Annotated in this window: 26 protein-coding genes; 24 read left to right on the top strand and 2 right to left on the bottom strand. The window is 57.3% G+C overall.

Annotated features, from left to right (window positions below; all coding sequences use genetic code 11):
* Window positions 1-12 precede the first annotated feature (12 nt).
* The 21 genes from FBY01_RS00770 (at window position 13) to FBY01_RS00670 (ending at window position 16,994) form a co-directional block, all read left to right on the top strand.
* On the top strand, window positions 13-474 hold the full coding sequence (locus FBY01_RS00770) for a DUF2280 domain-containing protein (RefSeq protein WP_145306176.1): 462 nt from the start codon (window positions 13-15) through the stop codon (window positions 472-474).
* Window positions 461-1,762, top strand: coding sequence for a terminase large subunit domain-containing protein (locus FBY01_RS00765; protein WP_145306178.1), 1,302 nt, complete (start codon window positions 461-463; stop codon window positions 1,760-1,762). The genes FBY01_RS00770 and FBY01_RS00765 overlap by 14 nt, the downstream gene beginning before the upstream one ends.
* Window positions 1,759-3,174: a DUF4055 domain-containing protein gene (locus FBY01_RS00760; RefSeq protein WP_145306180.1), complete on the top strand. Its 1,416-nt coding sequence runs from the start codon at window positions 1,759-1,761 to the stop codon at window positions 3,172-3,174. Before FBY01_RS00765 ends, FBY01_RS00760 begins: the two co-directional genes overlap by 4 nt.
* Entirely contained in the window at window positions 3,149-4,237 is a 1,089-nt protein-coding gene (locus FBY01_RS00755) for a minor capsid protein (RefSeq protein WP_145306182.1), read from the top strand. The genes FBY01_RS00760 and FBY01_RS00755 overlap by 26 nt, the downstream gene beginning before the upstream one ends.
* Window positions 4,238-4,288: 51 nt before the next feature.
* Window positions 4,289-4,954, top strand: coding sequence for a hypothetical protein (locus FBY01_RS00750; protein ID WP_145306184.1), 666 nt, complete (start codon window positions 4,289-4,291; stop codon window positions 4,952-4,954).
* Between the two features lie 79 nt (window positions 4,955-5,033).
* Window positions 5,034-5,762 (top strand): hypothetical protein, encoded by a 729-nt coding sequence (locus FBY01_RS00745; RefSeq protein WP_145306186.1) that lies wholly within the window; start codon window positions 5,034-5,036, stop codon window positions 5,760-5,762.
* Window positions 5,763-5,774: 12 nt separating this feature from the next.
* Window positions 5,775-6,725 (top strand): major capsid protein, encoded by a 951-nt coding sequence (locus FBY01_RS00740; protein ID WP_145306188.1) that lies wholly within the window; start codon window positions 5,775-5,777, stop codon window positions 6,723-6,725.
* 46 nt (window positions 6,726-6,771) lie between these two features.
* A complete protein-coding gene (locus FBY01_RS00735) occupies window positions 6,772-7,344 on the top strand; it encodes a hypothetical protein (RefSeq protein ID WP_145306190.1) in 573 nt (190 codons plus the stop codon).
* Window positions 7,345-7,406: 62 nt separating this feature from the next.
* Window positions 7,407-7,910, top strand: a complete 504-nt coding sequence (locus tag FBY01_RS00730; RefSeq protein ID WP_145306192.1) for a DnaT-like ssDNA-binding protein — start codon at window positions 7,407-7,409, stop codon at window positions 7,908-7,910.
* 37 nt (window positions 7,911-7,947) lie between these two features.
* Complete coding sequence (locus FBY01_RS00725; RefSeq protein WP_145306194.1) at window positions 7,948-8,133, top strand: hypothetical protein; 186 nt, start codon at window positions 7,948-7,950, stop codon at window positions 8,131-8,133.
* A 20-nt stretch (window positions 8,134-8,153) separates the two neighbouring features.
* The gene (locus FBY01_RS00720; protein WP_145306196.1) at window positions 8,154-8,522 is read left to right on the top strand and encodes a hypothetical protein; all 369 of its coding nucleotides are present in this window, start codon (window positions 8,154-8,156) and stop codon (window positions 8,520-8,522) included.
* Window positions 8,523-8,586: 64 nt separating this feature from the next.
* A complete protein-coding gene (locus FBY01_RS00715; protein ID WP_145306197.1) occupies window positions 8,587-8,898 on the top strand; it encodes a hypothetical protein in 312 nt (103 codons plus the stop codon).
* 90 nt (window positions 8,899-8,988) lie between these two features.
* Complete coding sequence (locus FBY01_RS00710) at window positions 8,989-9,606, top strand: hypothetical protein (RefSeq protein WP_145306199.1); 618 nt, start codon at window positions 8,989-8,991, stop codon at window positions 9,604-9,606.
* Complete coding sequence (locus FBY01_RS00705; protein WP_145306201.1) at window positions 9,603-10,019, top strand: phage tail terminator-like protein; 417 nt, start codon at window positions 9,603-9,605, stop codon at window positions 10,017-10,019. Before FBY01_RS00710 ends, FBY01_RS00705 begins: the two co-directional genes overlap by 4 nt.
* Window positions 10,020-10,706: 687 nt before the next feature.
* Complete coding sequence (locus FBY01_RS00700) at window positions 10,707-11,354, top strand: phage tail protein (protein WP_145306203.1); 648 nt, start codon at window positions 10,707-10,709, stop codon at window positions 11,352-11,354.
* Window positions 11,355-11,363: 9 nt separating this feature from the next.
* On the top strand, window positions 11,364-11,747 hold the full coding sequence (locus FBY01_RS00695) for a phage tail assembly chaperone (RefSeq protein WP_145306205.1): 384 nt from the start codon (window positions 11,364-11,366) through the stop codon (window positions 11,745-11,747).
* Between the two features lie 47 nt (window positions 11,748-11,794).
* Window positions 11,795-12,067, top strand: a complete 273-nt coding sequence (locus FBY01_RS00690) for a DUF1799 domain-containing protein (protein ID WP_145306207.1) — start codon at window positions 11,795-11,797, stop codon at window positions 12,065-12,067.
* 27 nt (window positions 12,068-12,094) lie between these two features.
* On the top strand, window positions 12,095-15,121 hold the full coding sequence (locus FBY01_RS00685; protein WP_145306209.1) for a phage tail tape measure protein: 3,027 nt from the start codon (window positions 12,095-12,097) through the stop codon (window positions 15,119-15,121).
* A gap of 3 nt (window positions 15,122-15,124) precedes the next feature.
* Window positions 15,125-15,463 carry a phage tail protein gene (locus FBY01_RS00680; protein WP_145306211.1) on the top strand — a complete coding sequence of 113 codons (339 nt, stop codon included), beginning with the start codon at window positions 15,125-15,127 and terminating at the stop codon, window positions 15,461-15,463.
* 11 nt (window positions 15,464-15,474) lie between these two features.
* Entirely contained in the window at window positions 15,475-16,227 is a 753-nt protein-coding gene (locus tag FBY01_RS00675; RefSeq protein ID WP_145306213.1) for a phage minor tail protein L, read from the top strand.
* Window positions 16,228-16,229: 2 nt separating this feature from the next.
* Window positions 16,230-16,994, top strand: a complete 765-nt coding sequence (locus FBY01_RS00670) for a C40 family peptidase (protein ID WP_145306215.1) — start codon at window positions 16,230-16,232, stop codon at window positions 16,992-16,994.
* 212 nt (window positions 16,995-17,206) lie between these two features.
* Here the strand turns inward: FBY01_RS00670 and FBY01_RS00665 are convergent, their stop codons facing one another.
* The gene (locus FBY01_RS00665) at window positions 17,207-17,821 is read right to left on the bottom strand and encodes a hypothetical protein (RefSeq protein ID WP_145306217.1); all 615 of its coding nucleotides are present in this window, start codon (window positions 17,819-17,821) and stop codon (window positions 17,207-17,209) included.
* A gap of 81 nt (window positions 17,822-17,902) precedes the next feature.
* Window positions 17,903-18,157 (bottom strand): hypothetical protein, encoded by a 255-nt coding sequence (locus FBY01_RS00660; RefSeq protein ID WP_145306219.1) that lies wholly within the window; start codon window positions 18,155-18,157, stop codon window positions 17,903-17,905.
* Between the two features lie 163 nt (window positions 18,158-18,320).
* Here FBY01_RS00660 and FBY01_RS00655 point away from each other — a divergent pair, with 163 nt between their 5' ends.
* From FBY01_RS00655 to FBY01_RS00645, 3 genes are all read left to right on the top strand, one after another.
* Entirely contained in the window at window positions 18,321-18,887 is a 567-nt protein-coding gene (locus tag FBY01_RS00655; RefSeq protein WP_145306221.1) for a hypothetical protein, read from the top strand.
* Window positions 18,888-18,983: 96 nt separating this feature from the next.
* A complete protein-coding gene (locus FBY01_RS00650) occupies window positions 18,984-19,331 on the top strand; it encodes a hypothetical protein (RefSeq protein WP_145306223.1) in 348 nt (115 codons plus the stop codon).
* 54 nt (window positions 19,332-19,385) lie between these two features.
* The gene (locus FBY01_RS00645) at window positions 19,386-19,967 is read left to right on the top strand and encodes a tail assembly protein (protein ID WP_145306225.1); all 582 of its coding nucleotides are present in this window, start codon (window positions 19,386-19,388) and stop codon (window positions 19,965-19,967) included.
* The last annotated feature ends 13 nt before the right edge of the window (window positions 19,968-19,980 follow it).

Genomic DNA, 19,980 nt, shown 5'->3' with positions numbered 1-19,980 from the left:
GGAAATTACCCTATGGCAGCCCTGAACAATGAGGTGAAAGGCTTCATGGTTCAGGCCTTGGCGTGCTTCGACACTCCTTCACAGGTTGCAGCTGCTGTCCGAGAGGAATTCGGCATTGAGGTCACCCGCCAGCAGTGCGAGGCCCAAGACCCGACTAAGCGTGCAGGCCGTGACTTGGCGAAGAAGTGGGTGACGCTGTTTCACGACACCCGTAAGCGGTTCCGTGAAGAAACGGCAGAGATCCCGATCGCGAACCGTGCATTCCGACTCCGCGCCATGAACCGATTCGTGGAAAGAGCCGAGACGATGAAGAACATCGGCCTGGCCATGCAGATCTTGGAGCAGGCCGCGAAAGAAACCGGCGACATGTACGTCAACCGCAACCGGAAGGATGAACCTGGCGATGAGCCGGCAATCCCCACCCGCATTCAAGTAGACGTGGTGGATGCGAGGAAGCCGAATGCCGAGCCTTAACGTTCCGCAGGCTCACTTTCTCACGCTGCCCCACAAATTCCGCGCATTCGTTGCAGGGTTCGGCTCAGGCAAGACTTGGGTGGGATGCTCGGCGCTGTGCAAGCACTTCATGGAGTGGCCGGGTGTCAACGCTGGCTACTTCGCACCGACATACCCGCAGATCCGGGACATCTTTTATCCGACCGTGGAAGAGGTGGCCTACGACTGGGGGCTGAAGACCAAGATCAACCAGGCGAACCATGAAGTTCACATTTACAGCGGTCGGCAGTATCGCGGCACTGTGATTTGCCGGTCGATGGAGAAGCCTCAGACCATCGTCGGCTTCAAGATTGGCCATGCGCTGGTGGATGAGCTGGACGTGCTGACGTCGATCAAGGCGCAGCAAGCCTGGCGCAAGATCATTGCCCGGATGCGTTACAACCTGCCCGGGCTGAAGAACGGGGTGGACGTCACCACGACGCCGGAAGGCTTCAAGTTCGTCTTCTTGCAGTTCGTGAAGCAGCTCCGCGACAAGCCGAAGCTGAACGAGATGTACGGCCTCGTGCAGGCGAGCACGTTCGATAACGAGCTGAACCTTCCAGGCGACTACATCGAGTCGCTGATGGAGTCGTATCCGCCGCAGTTGATCCTTGCGTACCTGAACGGCCAGTTCGTCAACCTGACGTCTGGATCGATCTACCACACCTATGACCGCAAGCTGAACCAGTGCTTCGACACTGTGCAGCCGGGCGAGCCGCTGTTCATCGGCATGGACTTCAACGTCGGCAAGATGGCGGCTGTGACTCACGTCAAGCGCGACCAGGGCCTGCCCCGTGCAGTGGATGAGCTGATGGATGGCTATGACACGCCGGACATGATCCGTCGCATCAAGGAACGCTACTGGGAGCACACCGGCAACGACTACAAGAAGACCTGCGAGATTCGGATCTACCCGGACGCCTCCGGTGATTCGCGCAAGTCGGTCAACGCCAGCGTCACCGATATCGCCATGCTCAAGCAGGCAGGTTTCACGGTCATCGCGCCGGCGGCCAACCCTCCGGTCAAGGATCGGATCAACGCTATGAACGCCATGTTCTGCAACGCGCAGGGCGAGCGGCGTTACCTGGTCAACCCGTTCACCTGCCCGACGTATGCCGATGGCCTTGAGCAACAGATCTGGGCGCCCAACGGCGAGCCGGACAAGAGCCAAGGCAACGACCACGCCAACGACGGCGGTGGTTACTTCATTCACCGCGAGTACCCGATTATCAAGCCGGTCACCGCTATCAAAATGGGATTCGCCCGATGAGCAACGACGTCTCCTTCAAGCGGGCGGATTACATCGAAGTGCTGGAGCGTTGGGCTACCGTCCGCGATATCTGTGCCGGTCAGCACCGGGTGGTTTCTCGGCTGCCGTACATCAACGCTCACGACAAGTCGTCTGAGAACGCTGACCGGAATAAGGCATATCGCGAGCGCGCCGTATTCAAGAACGCTACTGGGCACACACGCAACGGCTTGCTGGGCTTAGCCTTCCATAAAGACCCGACGCTCGATGTACCGAAGAAGCTGGAGTATTTGCAGGACAATGCCAACGGCTCGGGAGTGAGCATCTACCAGCACTCGCAAGGCACGCTTGAAAAGGTGCTGGAGGCTGGTCGGCACGGCTTGTACGTCGATTACCACCAAGACAATGCTGCTGGTGGTCGATCGGTGATCCTGTCGTATTGCGCCGAAGACATCATCAACTGGCGCACCGGCATGGTGAATGGTCACAACGTTCTGACGCTGGTCGTACTACGGGAGATGCTGGAGGTTGAGGACGGTTTCGGCTTCAAGGTGATCGAGCAGTTCCGTGAGCTTGCGCTTGAGACTGATGGCTTTGTTTGCCGAGTTTGGCGTCGGTCCGGTCCGAGAGGTGGTGGGCCGCTTGAGGTCACGGATACATTCACTCCTGAAGGAATCACCGGGCGGCTCAAGGAAATCCCGTTCACCTTCGTCGGCGCGCAAAACAACGATCCGTCAATCGACGAGTCGCCGCTGTACGACATTGCGATGATCAATCTGGGGCATTACCGCAACAGTGCTGACTACGAAGACAGCGTCTTCTGGTGTGGCCAGGCTCAGCCGTGGATTTCTGGCTTGGATGAGCAATGGCGTGACTGGATGGAGAAGAACGGTGTTTACGTCGGCTCCCGCGCCCCGATGATGCTACCTAGTGGTGGCGCGTTCGGATATGCACAGCCATTGCCGAACACTCTGGTCAGGGAGGCAATGAACGACAAAAACCAGATGATGATCGAGCTGGGCGCCCGAATGGTTGTCGCCTCACTTGCGGCAAAAACCGCTACCGAGTCCCGCGGTGATCAGTCTGCATCGACTTCGGTGCTGGCTGGCTGCGTGGCTAACGTCAGCGAAGCCTATACCCGGGCAATCATGTGGTGCGGTCAGTACATGGGTGTTTCCGACAAGGTCGCATACCAGGTCAATCAGGAATTCGTTGAGCTGACGGCTGATCCGCAGATGATCACGGCCTTGGTTGGCCTGTGGCAGAACGGTGGCTTCGCGAAAGCGGATCTGCGGACTTACCTACGCAAACTGGGCTTGATTGCCCCGGAGCGCACGGACTTGCAGATTGATGGCGAGCTTCAAGAGCAGGGCGACGGCCTAGGCCTGGATGATGAGGTAACACCAAATGGCGGCAAACCAAGCAATCCTTGACGCCACGATCAGGCACGCGGTCTTTCTCGAAAAGCTCAAGGCGGGAGAGGTCGGCAAGTTCGCGCCTTTCCTCAAGGAGATCGACCGCTCGATCCGTGATCGGCTCACCCAGTCGGACCTGACCGAGTACAACGTCAAACGGCTTGAAGCGCTGCTGAAGGAAGTCGACAGCCTGCTGCTGGGCATTTTCGACCGATACAGCTTGCAGCTGAACATCGACCTGATCGACATTGCCAACTATGAAGCTGAGTTCGAAGCCACAAGCCTGGCCAGGTCTGCGCCGGTCGGCGTATCGCTCGACGTTGCAGCGCCTACGGCGGCGGCCATCAGGGCGGCGGTGCTGACGAATCCACTCAGTGTGCGGGGCACCGGTGGCGGCAAGCTGCTGAAGTCTTTCATCAAGGGCTGGAGTACGGCCGAGCGTGAGCGTGTCACCGGCACGATCCGGCAGGGCTTCTTCGAAGGGCAGACGAACTTCCAAGTCATCCGTAACATTCGCGGCACCAAGGTGGCGGGGTACAAGGACGGCATCCTGGCAACGACCAATCGCAATGCCAGCACGGTCGTGCACACCGCGATTCAGCATGTGTCGTCGCAGGCGCGCATGGAGGTGGCCAAGGCGAACACGGATATCGTGGCTGAGATTGAAATGGTCGCCACGCTCGACAGCAAGACCAGCCAGCAATGTCGCTCGATGGACAAGCGGCGCTTCCCGGTCACATCTGGGCCAAGGCCGCCGTTCCACCCAAACTGCCGCACAACGTTCATTCTGCTTACAAAGCTCAGCGAGATGTTCGCCAAGGGTGCAACGCGGGCTTCGGTCGGTGTGGATGGTGCGGGCCAGGTCAGTGCGAGCCTCGACTATTACCACTGGCTCCAACAGCAGCCGGCGTCGTTTCAGGACGTGGCAATCGGGCCGGTGCGGGCAAAGCTTTTTCGCGAGGGCGGGCTGAGCGTCGAGCGTTTTACGGAGTTGCAACTCGATCGGAACTTCGCGCCGCTGACGTTGGTGCAGATGAAAGGCTTGGAGCCCTTGGCATTTGAAAGGGCGGGTTTGGCTTGAAATAGTGATTGGCTTCGTTAAGGTGTCTTCGACATAGACAGGGAGTTACAAATGCACCTTACCAAGCCAGACATTCCATATTTGACCAGCGAGATCATCGGCACTGATGAAGGTTGTGGGATTTTCATCCCTGCTAACCGAATGCTTTATCAGTTTGTGAGAGATAACCCGAGCAATACTGACAAGGCGCAGATCGCGTCTAAGGCATTGATCATTGGACGAAGTCTCTCTGCATCTGCAGAACGGCGAACACCGAGCGAAGTGGACCCTGTCACTGGTACAGCAAACTTCTATGACCTGCTGGGACAGACTATTGCCGACTCGATGGTGGCTGAGTTGCTCGATATGCTGGATGAGCACCAGGAACTCACGTCCATGTTGGTGGGCGACGTTGTAAAGGTCCACGCTTTTCTATGCGATGCAGTCACCAAAATAACCGAGAAAGATTGCAGTAGCTTCTCTTCGAAATATCTCCATTTTCATCGCCCAAAGCTATTTCCGATGATGGACTCGAGAGCTCGTACGGCTTTGAAATGGGTGGCAGACGAGCAAGACTGGGTTTTCGCACATACAACGGCAGGACAATCTAAAAACTACAGAGTTTACGTGGATCACTTCCTTCGAGCCCGCCAGCTTTACGAGGACTACCTGGAGCGGCCATTAAGCTTGAGAGAGATGGATAACATCCTTCTGAACCGATTCGACTTATACATTTGACGATCATGAATCTAACCCGCTTCGGCGGGTTTTTTTATGCCTGAAAAGCGGGCAACACATACCCAAGGGGTGCATCAACGTGGCAGAAGAAAACGAAATCGACCTGGATAACCCGGCAATCAAGGCTGCTATCGCGACTGCAGTTGAAGCATCCGTTTCTGGCTTGAAAACCAAGAACACGGAGCTGCTGGGCAAGCTGAAAGACACTACTGGCAAGCTGACCCTGTTCGAAACTCAGTTTGAAGGCATCGATATCGACGCCGTCAAAGGGCTGCTCAGTCGGGCGGGGCAGGATGAAGAAACCAAGCTGCTGACCGAGGGTAAGGTAGACGAAGTTTTCAACCGGCGCACTGAACGCCTGCGCGGCGATTACGACAAACAACTGAAGACCGTAACCGGCCGTGCCGAGAAGGCTGAAGCCTTCGCCGCCAAGTTCCAGGGCAAAGTCCTGGGCGACTCGGTGCGCGGCGCAGCGCTGAAAGCCGGCGCACTCCCGGAAGCAACCGACGACATCATCCTGCGCGCCAAGGGCGTGTTCTCACTGAATGACGAGGGTGAAGCGGTCGCCGTCGATGAGTCTGGCCAGACCATCCTCGGCAAAGACGGCAAAACCCCACTGACTCCGCTCGAATGGGCGGAATCACTGCGCGAAAGCGCGTCTCACCTGTGGCCAAGGGCCTCAGGAACACAAGCCCCGGGCGGGGGTGGCGGCCAGGCTGCATTCAAACGCTCCGAAATGACCTCCGAGCAAAAGCGCGATTACCAGCGCAAGCACGGCCAAACCGCATATCTGCAATTGCCCAAGTAAGGGGATTCACCCATGGCTACAACTGTTAACAGCGACCTGATTATCTACAACGATGAGGCGCAAACCGCATACCTGGAGCGCGTCCAGGACAACCTCGACGTGTTCAATGCATCGTCCAACGGCGCGATCGTTCTCGACAACGAGTTGATTGAAGGCGACTTCCGCAAGCGCTCCTTCTACAAGATCGGAGGCTCGCTGGAACACCGCGACGTCAACTCCGTAGGCAAGGTAACCGCCAAGAAGATCGGCGCCGGCGAAGCTGTTGGCGTCAAAGCGCCGTGGAAGTACGGCCCGTACCAGACCACCGAAGAGGCGTTCAAGCGTCGCGGTCGTCCGGTCGATGAGTTCTCCCAGATCATTGGCGCCGATGTGGCCGACGCCACCCTGGAAGGCTTCATCCAGTATGCCACTGCTGCGCTGCGGGCTGCTATCAGCTCCAACGCCGGCATGGTGGTCACCGCCAACATCGAAACCGACGGCAAGAAGACCCTGACTCGCGGCATGCGCAAGTTCGGCGACAAGTTTGGTCGAATTGCCCTGTGGGTCATGCACTCGAGCGCTTACTTCGACATCGTCGATGAGGCCATTGCCAACAAGGTCTACGAAGAAGCTGGCGTCGTGATCTACGGTGGCCTGCCGGGCACCCTCGGCAAGCCGGTACTGGTGACCGACACCGCTCCGGCAGATGTGATCTTCGGCCTGCTGCCGAATGCCGTGGTGATCACCGAATCCCAGGCCCCGGGTTTCCGTTCGTACAACGTGGACGACGAGGAAAACCTCGGTATCGGCTACCGCGCCGAGGGCACCGTCAACATCGACGTGCTGGGTTACAGCTGGAAGGACTCCGCCGGCGGCGCGAACCCAACTTTGGCGGCCGTTGGTTCGGCAGCCAACTGGGTCAAACACTCCGACAGCGACAAGGTCACCGCCGGCGTGATGATCACCCTGACGACCACTCCTTAACGCTCACCCCTTAAAGCGGCCAGAGATGGCCGCTTCGGAGATTTCCATGGACCTCATCTATTCCACTCAAAGCTCTGGATTTGATCCAGACAAGCGCTACCGTAACCCGGAGCACTTCGACCGTCCGGAAGCGGGTGTGACCGGTATTGTTGTGGTTGGTGAATGGCCGAAAGTGGTCGAAGCCTACGAGAATATTGGCGTCGAAGTGACCGCGATAGAAGCGGAGTCGCGCCAGGTGCTTGTTGTTGGGGCTGGTGATAACAAGGCTGAACTCCAAGAGCTGATCGGCAAGCTGCGCATCGAAAGCGATATGGTCCGCGCTGTCATTGATGGGCTTGACTCTGGCGTGATTGAAAGGCCGGAAGCCGGCGAGCTCGCAATCCGCCTGTTTCAGGCGCTCGACGGTATTCGCGTGCAGATGGCTGACTTGTCCAGGGCGCGCGACGATCTCGCAACGGAAAACGAGACGCTGCGCAACCAGCTCGCCGAACTGAGGGCGGACGAAGGCGTGGAAGTCGAGGCCATGAAGGCTAAGCTCGAAGCTGCTGGCGTTCCCTACCGGGCCAACGCCTCCAAAGAATCCTTGGAAAAGCTCGTCGCTGATCTGTCCAAGGCGTGATACTGCTGGCTGACGGTAAGCCGACGGCCAATCATTCAAAGCTCAATCCAGCGAGTTGATCCATGACACTCATCATCGAGGACGGCACCGGCAAGTCAGACGCCGAAAGCTACGCGAGCGCTGCGGACCTGGTCATGTACGCCGTGAAGTTCGGCGTCACCATCCCTGCGGACGAGCCAGCGCGAGAAGCACTGCTTCGCCGGTCCGCCTTGGCGATGGATGGCAAGACCTGGAAGGGACGTAAGACGGACAGTGATCAGGCTTTGGCCTGGCCGCGCCGCGGTGTTGAACTGGACTGCCAGATCAAGCCCGATAACTACCTGCCGGCTCGCATCCAGTACGGCCAGATGGCCTTGGCCGCTGAGATCCATACCGACGACATCGACCCGGTGGAAAAGCGCAAAGGCGCAATCACCCTGGAGCGTGTTGAAGGGGCGGTAACTCGCGAGTACGCGACGATTTCCAACACCAGCGGCCGACTGTTGCCAGCGGCACCGGATCGGCCGAGCGCTGCGCAGTTCGCTGACTACCTACAGAAACGGGGTCTGTTCGCCGTTAGGGCTTAGTGCTAGCGTTACTCGCTCTTACAACGGGAGTAACGCTATGACTCAGATGGAAGCATGGGCGCACTTTGCAGGACAGGCACTGGCAGGGGTTATTGCTGGTAAAGACGGATCGGTATCCACGAGCTACGCCGCTTCAAGAGCGGCAGAAAATGCGGACGAACTGCTTGAGCATTACAAGGCGAAGTATGAGGAGCTAACAGGCTCTCCGCCCCCATTCAGTTAATAAAGATTTCGGAGTCCATCATGGCCATTTACGAAGAAATGGCCGTGATGGCTCTGGAGATGATCACAGAGTTCGGCCAGCCCGTGACCATCAGAAAGCTTGAGCCAGGCGAATACGATCCTGAGACGGGATCGGCTGGACCTGACACCATCACTGACCAGACTGCTCAGGGTATTCTGCTCGACTTCACCGGTCAGGAGTTCCAAAACAACAGCCTCATCAAACAGGGCGACAAGAAGCTCAAGATTGCCGCGCAGGGGCTGGCATGGGCACCTGATCTGTTGAACAAGGTGATTTCCCAAGGTCGCACTTGGTCAATCGTCCCTCCCTTAAAGGAGATCAACCCAGCCGGGACGGTAGTCCTCTACGAACTGCAACTCCGATCATGATCTGGACAAAGATTTCAGGGCGTAATAGCGTTATGCCTTAACTTTCCAGCATTGAGCAAAATATATGGATATTCGCGGCATCTTTACCGTGGTCGGCATAGCAACTTTTTTTTCAGCTGCAGCCCATGCGGACACCGACGTAAAAAAAGAGATCATTGATCGGTGCAAGGTTCAGATGGGGAGTTACGGGTCAGCAATGGTAAAAGCTTGCGTTGATCAGGATCTAAGTGCAGTCGCTGAAATCAACCAGATCCCTGACGAGTACAAAAAAACTGTTGCGCGATGCATGAAACAGATGCGCCAGTACGGATTTTCTATGGTCAAAGCCTGCGCTGATCAGGATATTGAAGCTGACAAGGCTCTCAAGGAGTATTGAGCTGAAATAGCGTGAGATCCTGATAGGTTTCCATGCGCGCAATCAATTACTCGTCGTAGTAAAGACCCGCCATTCAGCGGGTTTTTTCATATGGATGGTGCGGGGGGAGTTGTGTCTTCAAAATACTCAAATCAATCCGGCAGCTTCGCCCTGAGCCTCGCCGAGTTCGCGGCCCAAGCCACAAAAGCCATCGATGCCAACCTGCGCGAGATCATCATCGAGGTCGGCAGCAGCGTCATTCGCATGTCACCCGTAGGCAATCCCGAGATTTGGGCGCAGAACGTGGTAGCTCGCCAGTACAACAAAGCCGTCGACGATCACAACTCCGAGCTTCGCAGTGATCCCGCCAACCTGACGAAGGCTGGCCGACTCAAGCCAGGCCGTAAGCTGAACGATGGAATGGATATCGTTGCACCGGAAGGCTATGTCGGTGGGCGGTTCCGAGCCAACTGGCATCTTTCGATTGATGTCGTCGAGAACGTGACCTTTGACGAGGTTGACCCAAGCGGCCAGGAGACGATTGCTGCACTTGTCTCCGCAGTCAGCGACTTCACCGCCGGCCAGACTGCGTACCTCATCAACAACCTGCCGTACGCAATTCCGCTCGAGTTCGGGCATTCGACCCAGGCGCCTGGCGGCATGGTCCGCATCACTGTGGCCCGCTTCCAGCAGATCGTGCAGGAGGCCATCAGGAACAACCAGATATGAGCCACAACATCATCGCCTCGATCTACGAGGCCAAACTGATCAACTGGGCTAAAGCGTTGCCGGTACCGCTGAAGGTCGTCGTCGAGAACGAGGCGTACGCGCCAGTTAGCGGTGCAACCTACCTGAAGGCCTTCACACTGCCGGCCGACACCGCGAGCGATACGCTCGGCGGCGACCACAAGCTGTACACCGGCGTGTTTCAGGTCAGCATCGTGACGCCATCCGGCAAGTACCGAGGCGCAGCCGGTGCGCTGGCAGACCAGATCGCCAGCTTGTTCCCGCTGTACGAACGAAACACGAAGGGCGCGCTGACGGTGGTGACAATGAGCCCGGTCGACCCTGGCCCAGGCATGCCCGACGACACCACGTTCACCGTGCCTGTGTCGTTTATGTACCGAGCCGATGTTAGCTAAAACTGGACTTAATCGGCCAAGCAATTAGTGATTCTTTGGGCCACTAATTTAAGGGAGCTATGTAGCGCCTCAACGTGCATCGTTGCCTCCTCAGAGGCGTTCAGCTCGTTGAACCCGTAACCCGAGTTAACCAAAATATTGCGGAATACATACTCGACTCCATAGTCTTTCCTGTTGGCGACAACGGTGAATTTCGTAAGTGATCTCAAGCTGGTTCCCATCACTGTTATGTAATAGCTCCCCGTGCCGGGCATGACCACCCGTTGCTTGGACGCATCGGTAACAGGCGCTATCGAGTCATTTGTTATTTGCTGAACCATGCAGAATTGGATCTGCTCAAGAGACGCTTTGTTGGTATCTCGAAACCGCATTTCCTGCAATGTCGGCCATCCATTTTGGGCGGTACTCACGACTATGTCTGGATTCTGGGAGGCCAGTCGCGTAGGGGCGGGCGGGACACTCGTACAAGCAGTAACCGCGCAGACGGCTATGGCGGTACACAATAATTTAAACATTGCTCTTCCTTGATTCATTGGGGGGCGCGCATTGTAAACAAACGAGTAGATACAGGCTCACATTCAATCTTCGGGATCACACCCTCGTTAAAACCTGAAGACAACCACTTGATGTTCTAAACCGAACCCGCCAATGAGCGGGTTTTGTCATTTCTGTACAGAGGAAACACACATGGGCGTCAAGATTCCCAACGGCACCACGTTTGAGATCGCGGCCACGCTGAGCCTCGCGAAGCCTTTCACCGCTATCAGTAACGCCAAACCGGCGGTGCTCACTGCGGCTGCGCACGGCCTGGCCGACGGTGACGTGATTGTCATCGATTCCGCCTGGGCGAAGCTGAACGGCCGGCCGGCTCGTGTCATCGACTCTGAAGCCGGCGAGTTCGCCGCTGAAGGGCTGGACACCACCAGCGTGAAGAACTACCCCGCGGGCTCAGGTGCGGGCAAGGTCCGCTCTGCCTCTGGTTGGACACAGATCGCACAGATCACTGAGCCGGCGGCCAACGGCGGCGAGCAGCAATTCCTCACCTACGGCTTCCTCGAGGACGACGATGATCGTCAACTGCCCACCAACAAATCGGCAAGCAGCATGACGTTGCCAGTCGCCGATGATCCGGCCCAAGCGTATGTGGCACTCGTTGAAGCAGCGGACGAAGACAAAGAGCCGCGGCTGGTGCGCGCAAACCTTCCGGGCGGCGCGACTATCTATTACTACGCGTACGTGTCGATCACCGCGACTCCGACACTGAGCCGCAACAACATCATGACGCGGACCATCACTCTGTCGTTCGCCTCCCGCCCAACTCGCTACAACGCCTAAGGGGTTTCCATGGCAAAGTTTTCGATTGCGCCCAAGCCGACGTTCACCATCGATGTGGCTATCCCGCAGGTCGGTGATAAGCCGGCCATGGTGCCGTTTACATTCAAGTATCGCGATCGCACCGCACTGGCCGAGCTTTTCGATACCTGGAAGGCAAAAGCGGAAGCGATCGGTGAGCGTTTCAAGGGGGCCGAACCAACCCTTACGGAAATCACCGCAGCTGAGGTGGAGCAGGGAGTCGATCAAATCAAGGACCTGGTCGTGTCGTGGGGGTTCGGCGAAAAGCTCAATGATGAGTCGATCACGGCCCTGGTGAAGAGCTGCATCGGTGTATCGGATGCCGTTGTGAGGGCGTACAGCGAAGCCTTCGGCAAAGCCCGCCTGGGAAACTGACCGCCGCTGCCCGCGCCCTGTACGAATCCGAAGGATCAGCCGAACAGATGGCCTTGTTCGGCTTCTCGCCGGAGGACTACGACGAAACCTTCGAAGTCTGGCCGGACAATTGGAAGTCGTTCCTCGTCATGGATTCGATGTGGACTCAGTGGCGCACCGGCGCATGCGGCGCAACCGGCCTCGACTACGGCGTTCTGCCGGAGGTGATGAAGCTCGTCGGCATTCCGGCGAAGGATCGCCCCAGCGTGTTTCAGGACATCCGCGTAATGGAATCGGAAGCCATCGCGGTGATGGCTGAAGCCCGCGACAACAGCCCGTGAGAACGGGCACTTATTCAAGGTGAGTCGATGAACATTGCAGAACTCGGCATCAAGGTCGATTCGGCTGATGCCGCCAACGCTGCGACCGATCTCGACAAGCTGACAAAGGCTGGCGATCGCGCCGAGCAATCCGCCGTCGGCCTGATGAAAGAGATGGAAGCGCTGGAGAAGTCACTATCGAAAGGCGCGACCACCACGCAAGAACTGGCTAAACAGCGTGAAAGCCTGGCGAAACTCACCAAGACCGGCGCCTATGGTGAGGCTGAGTTCACCAAGATCACCGCGCAGCTCGATAAGCAGCAAGTGGCGCTGGCCAAATCGACCCTGGATGAGCAGAAGGCTTTAAACAGCCTGCTCGGTGCAATTGATCCGGCCCGGGCCGCCATGGTCAAGCTGGATACTCAGGTCGAGCAGCTGGGCAAGCACCTCGATGCGGGTCGCATCAGTCAGGACCAGTACAACTCTGCCCTGGGTAAAATCAACGGTAACTATGCTGCGCTGGAGAAAACCGCCACTGGTTTCGACAGACTGAAGCTCGGAACCCGGCAGGCACAGGAAAACGTCGTGCAGCTCGGTAACGCGCTGTCGTCCGGCGATTGGGGGAGCGGTGTGCGTGCCGTGGCTCAGCTTGGGGCCGGCGCAGGTGCGGGTGCCGCGGGATTACTCGCCATCCTCGCACCGCTCGCGCTGGCCACTGCTGCTGTGGGCGGGTTGGCATACGCTTTCTATAAGGGAAGCGAGGAGCAGGACAGCTACAACAAATCATTGATTCTCACCGGCAGCTACGCCGGTGTGAGTGCCGGGCAACTGGGCGATATGGCGCGCCAGGTGAGCGCCACTGTCGGCACCACCGGGCAGGCTGCCGAGGTCCTGGCTCTGCTGGCTGGCAACGGGAAGATCGCCGGCGAGAGCTTCGCCGGGATCACTCAAGCCGCCGTGTCGATGCAGGAAACCACCGGCAAGGCAGTGAGCGAGACGGTAGCCGAGTTCTCCAAGCTGGCCGACGACCCGGTCAAGGCGTCGGCTGCACTGAATGAGCAGTATCACTACCTGACGGCCTCGGTTTATTCGCAGATCGCCGCGCTGGAGAAGCAGGGTGATCATGCCGGCGCAGTCAAGCTGGCGACCGAGCAATACGCTGACGCAATCAACGAGCGCACGCCGAAGATCCTCGAAAACCTGAGTTTTTGGGAGAAGGGTTACAACGCTGTTGCGCGCGCGGCTGACAATCTGAAGAACATTGGCCGCCGCGATATCAACTCGGAAATTGAGACCGCACAAAACGATCTCAGTGAAGCAGAAAATATGGATGGCTTGTTCCAGAGCCAGAAGTCCAAGGATGCGTTGATCGAGTTCAGGCGCAACCGCTTAAATATGTTGGAAGATGAAAAAGCAGCCCAAGCCGATATTGCGAAGTGGCAAGGGGAGCAAGCGAAAGTCCAGGGCGATGCAGTTATTGCCATGGGCAAAGTCGATGCGCGGACTAAATCCGCTCTGAGCAATGAGCAGAAGCGCACCGAGGCACTGAAGGATTACAAGAAAGAGCTCGACGACATTCGCAAGGTCGCTCCGACGGATCCCCGGCTGAACCAGGCGGCCATCGATAAGAACATTGCGAACATCAACGATCAGTTCAAAGACTCTAAGGCTCCCGCCGGCAGCGTCGACACTACGGGATTCAACAACGCGAAGAACGCCTTGGCTGAAACCCTGGCCTACTACAAAAACGCTGACAAGGAATTGGAAGCGTCTCAGCGGGCGGGGGTGATATCCCAGGCCAGCTACACCGAGCAACGCATCAGTCTGCTGAAGCAGCAGTCGGAAGAAGTTGCTCACAGCTACCAGTCAGAAATCGACGCGCTCGAAGCGGCCAAGGCCAAAAAGGGCACGACTGCCGCACAAGTCATCCAGATCGATCAGAAGATCGCCGATGCACGCTCAGCGATGGTCAAGGCGCAGCAGGACAGCGAAAGCGAGTTGTCGATCATCGCTACCAACGAGCAAGGCCGCTTAAACAAGCAGACCTTGGCCGTCCAGACCTACACAAGCGCGCTTAAGCAGCAGGTCGATACGCTTCAGCAGCAAGGCCTGCGTGCGGCTTCTGGGCTGGGCCAAGGTGATCGGCAGCGCGGGCTGACGGATCAGCAAAACGGCATTGATGATCGCTTCAATCAGCAACGCCTGGAACTGGCCAACCAATACGGCGATGGCTCGCGCGGCATGAGCCTCGACGAGTACACCCAGAAGCTGGCCGCGCTGAAAGCCACACAGCAAGACCTGCACGACACGGTGCAATCCAACTACGAGGAAATGACCGCTGCTCAGGGTGACTGGAGCGCCGGCGCATCGTCGGCGTGGCAGAACTATCTGGAGTCGGCTCGCGATGTGGCCGGGCAGACGAAAAGCCTGTTCAGCAACGCCTTCAGCTCGATGGAAGACGCCATCGTCAACTTCGCCATGACTGGGAAGCTGTCGTTCGCGGACTTCGCCAAGTCGATCCTCGCAGACATGGCGCGCATTGCTACACGGCAGGCCAGTTCAGCATTGCTCGGCAGTTTGGTGGGTGCTGCCACGAGCTACTTCGCGGGGAGCGCGGCCGGTGCGGCACCTACGTCAGCAGGGTCCACCGCCGCAGGATATTCCAACACCTACTTTCCACAAGCGGACGGTGGGGCGTGGGGCTCCGGTGTGCAGCTATTCGCAAATGGCGGCGCCTTCACCAATAACGTCGTGACCAAACCGACCGCCTTCGGGATGGCCGGAGGACAAACTGGCGTAATGGGTGAGGCAGGACCAGAGGCGATTATGCCGCTGACCAGGACGGCCGGTGGCGCGCTGGGAGTTCGGGCGCTTGGCGGCGGATCTGGTGGCGGAACCACAATCAGTGTGCAGGTCATGGTGGCCGGCGACGGATCGACCAGCTCAACAACTGATGATCCTGCTTACGAGCAGTTCGGCAAAGACTTGGCCGACTTCGTCGATCAGCGTTATCAGAAGCTCGTGAGCCAGGACCTGAGGCAGGGCGGGAAAATCAACAGGGCCATCAAGGGGTGATCCATGGCAATTGAGCGATTCACCTGGCAGACGGAAAAGGGTGCGACGGGCGACATCAAGCAGCGCGTTCGCACCAAGGGCTTCGGTGACGGCTACAGCCAGTCTGTTTCGGACGGCATCAACAACGAGCAGCAGTCTTGGCCAGTCACTCACACGGGCAGCTCGGACCGGATCAAGGAAATCATCACGTTCCTGCGCCGCCACAAAGGGGCAAAGGCTTTCCTGTGGACGCCGCCCCTGGGCGAGCTCGGGCTCTACAAATGCAACGGCTTTCAGCCGTCGCACAAAGGCGGATCGGTTTACACGCTGACCGCCACCTTCGAACAAACCTTTCACCCCTGAGGTAGCGCCGCATGGCTTTGATTACGGACATCCAGAAGCTGGAGCCCGGCGGGGAAGTGCGGCTGTTTGAAATTGATGGCACGGAGTACGGCGCAGACGTTCTGCGCTTTCACGCTCACGCCATCCCGCACACGCCCGATGAACTGCTGGCGTACGAGAGTTCAGCTGAAGAGCTTCCGGCGAAGTCGATCATTTGGCAGGGCAACGAATACGCGGCCTGGCCCGTGCAGATCGAAGGCATCGGCGCCGACAGCAATGGCAGTGCCACTCGGCCCACGTTCATGGTGGCCAACGTCAACGGACGCATCACGGCGCTGTGCTTGGCGTTCGATGACCTGTTGAAGTTTCAGCTGACCGTGTGCGAGACGATGGTCAAGTACCTGGATGCGTCGAACTTCCCCGAAGGTAACCCGACCGCCGACCCGACCCAAGAAGCGCTGGAAATCTGGTTCATCGATCAGAAGACCAGTGAAGACGGTGAGGTAGTGCAATGGGAGTTGTCCTCACCTGGTGAGATCGACAACCACGGATTACCCGGGCGCCAGATGACGACTTTCTGTCACTGGGCAATGACCGGCGGCTACCGCGGGCCGAACTGCGGCTACACCGGCGGCGCGATGTTTGATGACGACGACAACCCCACGGACGACCCGAGCAAGGACGAGTGCAAGGGCGGGCTCAAGTCCTGCAAATTGCGTTTCGGCGAGAACAACCAACTACCTCACGGCGGATTCCCCGCGGTGTCCCTGATCGCTCGGAGTTGACCATGCGCAAGCACATCTTGAGCGCTATGGCAGCGCACGCGACAGCCCAGTATCCGAAAGAGGCTTGCGGGTTGTTGCTGGCGATCGGTAGGAAGCAGAAGTACTTCCCATGTCGGAACATCGCCACTGAGCCGACCGAAGAGTTTCGAATTGATCCCGAGGACTACGCTGCGGCGGAAGACGTGGGGGAGGTGATCGGCATCTTCCACACCCACCCAGACGCAACCAGCCGGCCATCACCGCATGACCTGGCCATGTGCGAGGCGACAGCCTTGCCCTGGCACATCCTGAGCTGGCCGGAAGGTGACCTGCGCACGGTGATGCCCTCCGGTGAAGTGCCGCTGCTCAAGCGTCCCTTCGTGCATGGCGCCTGGGACTGCTGGCAGGTCTGTGCTGACTGGTACAAGCGCGAGTGGGGCCTTGAGTTTGAGGCCTTCAAGCGCACAGACGGGTGGTGGGAGAATGCTGAATCCGAGAGCCTGTATGAGAGAAATTACGAGGCCGCCGGCTTCGTGAGGGTCGACCGGCCGCAACGCGGCGACATGATCGTCATGACAGTGGGTCGCGCAGCTCATCCGAACCACGCCGGGATATACCTTGGCGCTGACCCACAATTATCCGATGAAGAAGCTGACACCTTCGGCCCTGGCCCTTTCCTGTTGCACCACCTGTACGGCCGTCCGAGCGAGATCATCGTCTTTGGTGGCCCCTGGCTCGACCGAACACGCCTGATTCTCAGGCACAGAGATACACCGTCAACCACCTGATGCGGTACGGCCGCTGGAGACAGCCATGAGAGAGATGTCTGATTGGCTGGAAACGCAAAACATTGCCAACCTTGCTCGCTTCGCGAATAGACCCCCTCAGGACTTGGAACAAGTGATCGTTACCCGGGCGATGACAGAGGCAGCAATGGATTACGTTTACAGCCTCTACGATCCCTCAATTTCTACCAATCTCCTGGAAGAGGTATTTCGAATCATGACAGCTCTTCAGCCGCGGGCTCTGGAAGGGTGAGCATCGCGTCTTTTACCTTCTGAGATATGCTATCGAGGTTAGCGAGCACTTGCTTTAGATCGGCAGACGGCGACGTGAGAGGGATTAATCCTGAGACCAGTTTAAGGGCTGAGTAGGTGATGATAAGGCTCACTGACAACTGCTTCAGATTGTGAAGGGTGAATTCTTTTATAACTTGGGAATCGTCGCTGTTTCGCCTCATTACGTTGGAAGCATTGGCTGTTTCTGCACCTTGTTCGGATGGGTACCACTGCCAATGCGCTACCTCGTTGCGTAATTGAGATAGCTTCCGATAATCACTGATCGCCAAAGTCAGGCGAGAATTGAGGTCGGGGTTGATCGCTGGGGATCTTGTATTGGCGAGATCCAAAATGGCTTTCGTCATTCCTCCAGCCTTTAAATTCAGCGATTGCACAAGTATGTACGCGGTTGACCGGGATGTTCCGGAGAGAGTCATAAATAACTCAAGAAGCGGGTCGTCACAGAGCGCATGATTGATAACGATCTGTCCGATTTCCTGCTTCATAGCATTGCTAGGCCCTGCCTCGTATCCCCAATTTTCGCCGTCTTCGCTCACATTGACCTCCCGGTCCTATCCGCGCCGAAATTGGCGCAACCCCAGTCCTTGGGCTTGCAGGCAAAGGACCGGGAAATCCGTTTACTCGGTCACCTTCAGGCCGTCATAAGGGAGCAGCGTGATATCAACCTGTAGAAGGTGGCCGTCTTCTCCTTTCACCAGCTCTAGCGGAACTCCAGGGTGGAGTACCTGTGTGACTACCCATCCGCCAGTAAAGGTGTACTTCACTTCTACTGGAGTAGGCTCCCCGCGGAAATTCATGATCAATGATTTGCCGATCGGGGTCGTTCTAAGCGATTCAGAGACCAGCTCTGATAGGGTTGCGTTTTGAGTCATAGCCGTCTCCAGCGAGTGAGGCATCACGCTACTACAGCGCCTGCTGTGGTGTTACTGGGGATTCGTACATATGTACATCGAGGTACACCGAGTGGTTACTTTGTAGGCCGCTGCTAGGCTTGTCGGTGGCTTTATGCCACTCACGCCACAAGGAGCGTTAGCAATGCGAAACCTCATCTGGATGTTTTTTTTGATTCCGCTATCGGGATGCCTGCAGCAGGTTACAAAGCCAAGTGAAATAACCCTCGTCGAAGCAATGAGAGAGGTTGGTGAAGGATTGGCTGCTATGCGCGAAGCCCAGGGAGACGTCAGAACTGGGCTAATCGCTGAATCTGCGGAAGTCACTTTCAAAATTTCGGCGGACGCTAAGAATGGAGGAAAACTGAAAGTTGATTTGGCGGCACCTGCCGTCAGCGATGGCGTCGGAGTCGGTGGAGAGCTTTCCGCTGAACGGACTTCTGGGAGATCAAATACCGTGACAGTGAAATTCAAAAACCTGCTCACACTTCCAAAAGATTCCGTCGGTTACGCGGTGGTCGGTGCGCAAATTGGACTACAGCCGGAGGCCTCCGCTGCACCTAAGCCAGATGTTCTGAAGCCTGGTAGCGCGCCAAGAGCACCGGAGCAACCGTCGAGCGCTGGCACTCGACCAACAACCCCGGTGAAGATACTTCCTGACGACATAAATAAGTGGATTCAGTCAAGGCAGCCTGCTTTGCCTACGAAATAGGTTAAATGATCGAGAGGATGCGTAGCAGCACGCAGGGCTTTCTAATCTCAATACACCAGGTGCTACAGTCACCACCTTTCAGGACGAGGAAGAATCATGCGGATCTTGATAGGCGCTGTGGCGGTGATGCTTTTGGCGGGGTGCACTACACCTTCGGATTTGTTGAAAGGTTCTCCCGAGCTTTCCGGCACATCGAAGAAGGACCCGAAAGCTTACGCTTTGTGCGTGTACCCATCTTGGCAGGACTATCGATCAAGCTCCGTCATGAGCGAAACCAGCACTGGCTATCGCATTGTCGCCGGCAGTGAAATGAACGGTCAGACGGATGATGTGTTGGATATCAAAAAGGTATCGACAGGTAGCAGCGTGAAGCTTTACCAGCGCGCTGCGTGGCAGCAATTGGGGCGATCAGATTTGAAGAACTCCTTTAACAGCTGTCTTTAAACACTTACGGAACGCCGCCTTCGGGCGGTTTTTTTATGTCTGGAGAAAAGAGCTATGTCAGCGCAAGCGATCGAATATCAGCCCATGACCACTGTCTTGCTTTACGGGCAACTCCGGCAATTCGGTCGTTCGTTCAGGCTTTCGGTGCGGTCTCCGGCGGAAGCCATAAAGGCACTGTGCATTCAGATCCCCGGCTTTGAGCGTTTCATTTCAAACGCAAAATCTCGAGGTATCGAATTTGCCGTGTTCCGCGGGAAAAAAAATATCGATGAAAAAGAGCTTGGATACTGTGGATCGGGCGAGATCCGCATTGCGCCTGTGATCACTGGCAGCAAACGAGCGGGGATCCTCCAAACTATTGTTGGTGCAATTCTGATCGTCGCTTCATTTATCCCTGGCTTTCAGGCCCTGCTTCCCGTGGGCATCGCGCTGGTTGCCGGTGGTGTTATCCAAATGTTGAGCCCGCAGCCCAGCGGCTTGAAGACGAGCGCAGCCCCCGAGAACACCCCGGGCTATGCCTTCGGCAGCGCGAAGAACACCACGGCATCAGGAAATCCGGTACCACTCTGCATCGGCAAGCGTCGGTGGGGCGGGGCGATCATCAGTGCCGCGATCTACGCAGAAGACCAGATGTAACCAAATCGCTGGA

It is taken from the genome of Pseudomonas sp. SJZ077 (assembly GCF_007993905.1).
Lineage (GTDB): Bacteria > Pseudomonadota > Gammaproteobacteria > Pseudomonadales > Pseudomonadaceae > Aquipseudomonas > Aquipseudomonas mandelii.
This window is presented reverse-complemented; position numbering and strand designations above follow the sequence as displayed.

Coding starts and splice junctions, on each gene's coding strand:
- FBY01_RS00770 (WP_145306176.1), top strand. CDS start 13: ATGGCAGCCCTGAACAATGAGGTGAAAGGCTTCATGGTTCAGGCCTTG.
- FBY01_RS00765 (WP_145306178.1), top strand. CDS start 461: ATGCCGAGCCTTAACGTTCCGCAGGCTCACTTTCTCACGCTGCCCCAC.
- FBY01_RS00760 (WP_145306180.1), top strand. CDS start 1,759: ATGAGCAACGACGTCTCCTTCAAGCGGGCGGATTACATCGAAGTGCTG.
- FBY01_RS00755 (WP_145306182.1), top strand. CDS start 3,149: ATGGCGGCAAACCAAGCAATCCTTGACGCCACGATCAGGCACGCGGTC.
- FBY01_RS00750 (WP_145306184.1), top strand. CDS start 4,289: ATGCACCTTACCAAGCCAGACATTCCATATTTGACCAGCGAGATCATC.
- FBY01_RS00740 (WP_145306188.1), top strand. CDS start 5,775: ATGGCTACAACTGTTAACAGCGACCTGATTATCTACAACGATGAGGCG.
- FBY01_RS00735 (WP_145306190.1), top strand. CDS start 6,772: ATGGACCTCATCTATTCCACTCAAAGCTCTGGATTTGATCCAGACAAG.
- FBY01_RS00730 (WP_145306192.1), top strand. CDS start 7,407: ATGACACTCATCATCGAGGACGGCACCGGCAAGTCAGACGCCGAAAGC.
- FBY01_RS00725 (WP_145306194.1), top strand. CDS start 7,948: ATGACTCAGATGGAAGCATGGGCGCACTTTGCAGGACAGGCACTGGCA.
- FBY01_RS00720 (WP_145306196.1), top strand. CDS start 8,154: ATGGCCATTTACGAAGAAATGGCCGTGATGGCTCTGGAGATGATCACA.
- FBY01_RS00715 (WP_145306197.1), top strand. CDS start 8,587: ATGGATATTCGCGGCATCTTTACCGTGGTCGGCATAGCAACTTTTTTT.
- FBY01_RS00710 (WP_145306199.1), top strand. CDS start 8,989: ATGGATGGTGCGGGGGGAGTTGTGTCTTCAAAATACTCAAATCAATCC.
- FBY01_RS00705 (WP_145306201.1), top strand. CDS start 9,603: ATGAGCCACAACATCATCGCCTCGATCTACGAGGCCAAACTGATCAAC.
- FBY01_RS00700 (WP_145306203.1), top strand. CDS start 10,707: ATGGGCGTCAAGATTCCCAACGGCACCACGTTTGAGATCGCGGCCACG.
- FBY01_RS00695 (WP_145306205.1), top strand. CDS start 11,364: ATGGCAAAGTTTTCGATTGCGCCCAAGCCGACGTTCACCATCGATGTG.
- FBY01_RS00690 (WP_145306207.1), top strand. CDS start 11,795: ATGGCCTTGTTCGGCTTCTCGCCGGAGGACTACGACGAAACCTTCGAA.
- FBY01_RS00685 (WP_145306209.1), top strand. CDS start 12,095: ATGAACATTGCAGAACTCGGCATCAAGGTCGATTCGGCTGATGCCGCC.
- FBY01_RS00680 (WP_145306211.1), top strand. CDS start 15,125: ATGGCAATTGAGCGATTCACCTGGCAGACGGAAAAGGGTGCGACGGGC.
- FBY01_RS00675 (WP_145306213.1), top strand. CDS start 15,475: ATGGCTTTGATTACGGACATCCAGAAGCTGGAGCCCGGCGGGGAAGTG.
- FBY01_RS00670 (WP_145306215.1), top strand. CDS start 16,230: ATGCGCAAGCACATCTTGAGCGCTATGGCAGCGCACGCGACAGCCCAG.
- FBY01_RS00660 (WP_145306219.1), bottom strand. CDS start 18,157: ATGACTCAAAACGCAACCCTATCAGAGCTGGTCTCTGAATCGCTTAGA.
- FBY01_RS00655 (WP_145306221.1), top strand. CDS start 18,321: ATGCGAAACCTCATCTGGATGTTTTTTTTGATTCCGCTATCGGGATGC.
- FBY01_RS00650 (WP_145306223.1), top strand. CDS start 18,984: ATGCGGATCTTGATAGGCGCTGTGGCGGTGATGCTTTTGGCGGGGTGC.
- FBY01_RS00645 (WP_145306225.1), top strand. CDS start 19,386: ATGTCAGCGCAAGCGATCGAATATCAGCCCATGACCACTGTCTTGCTT.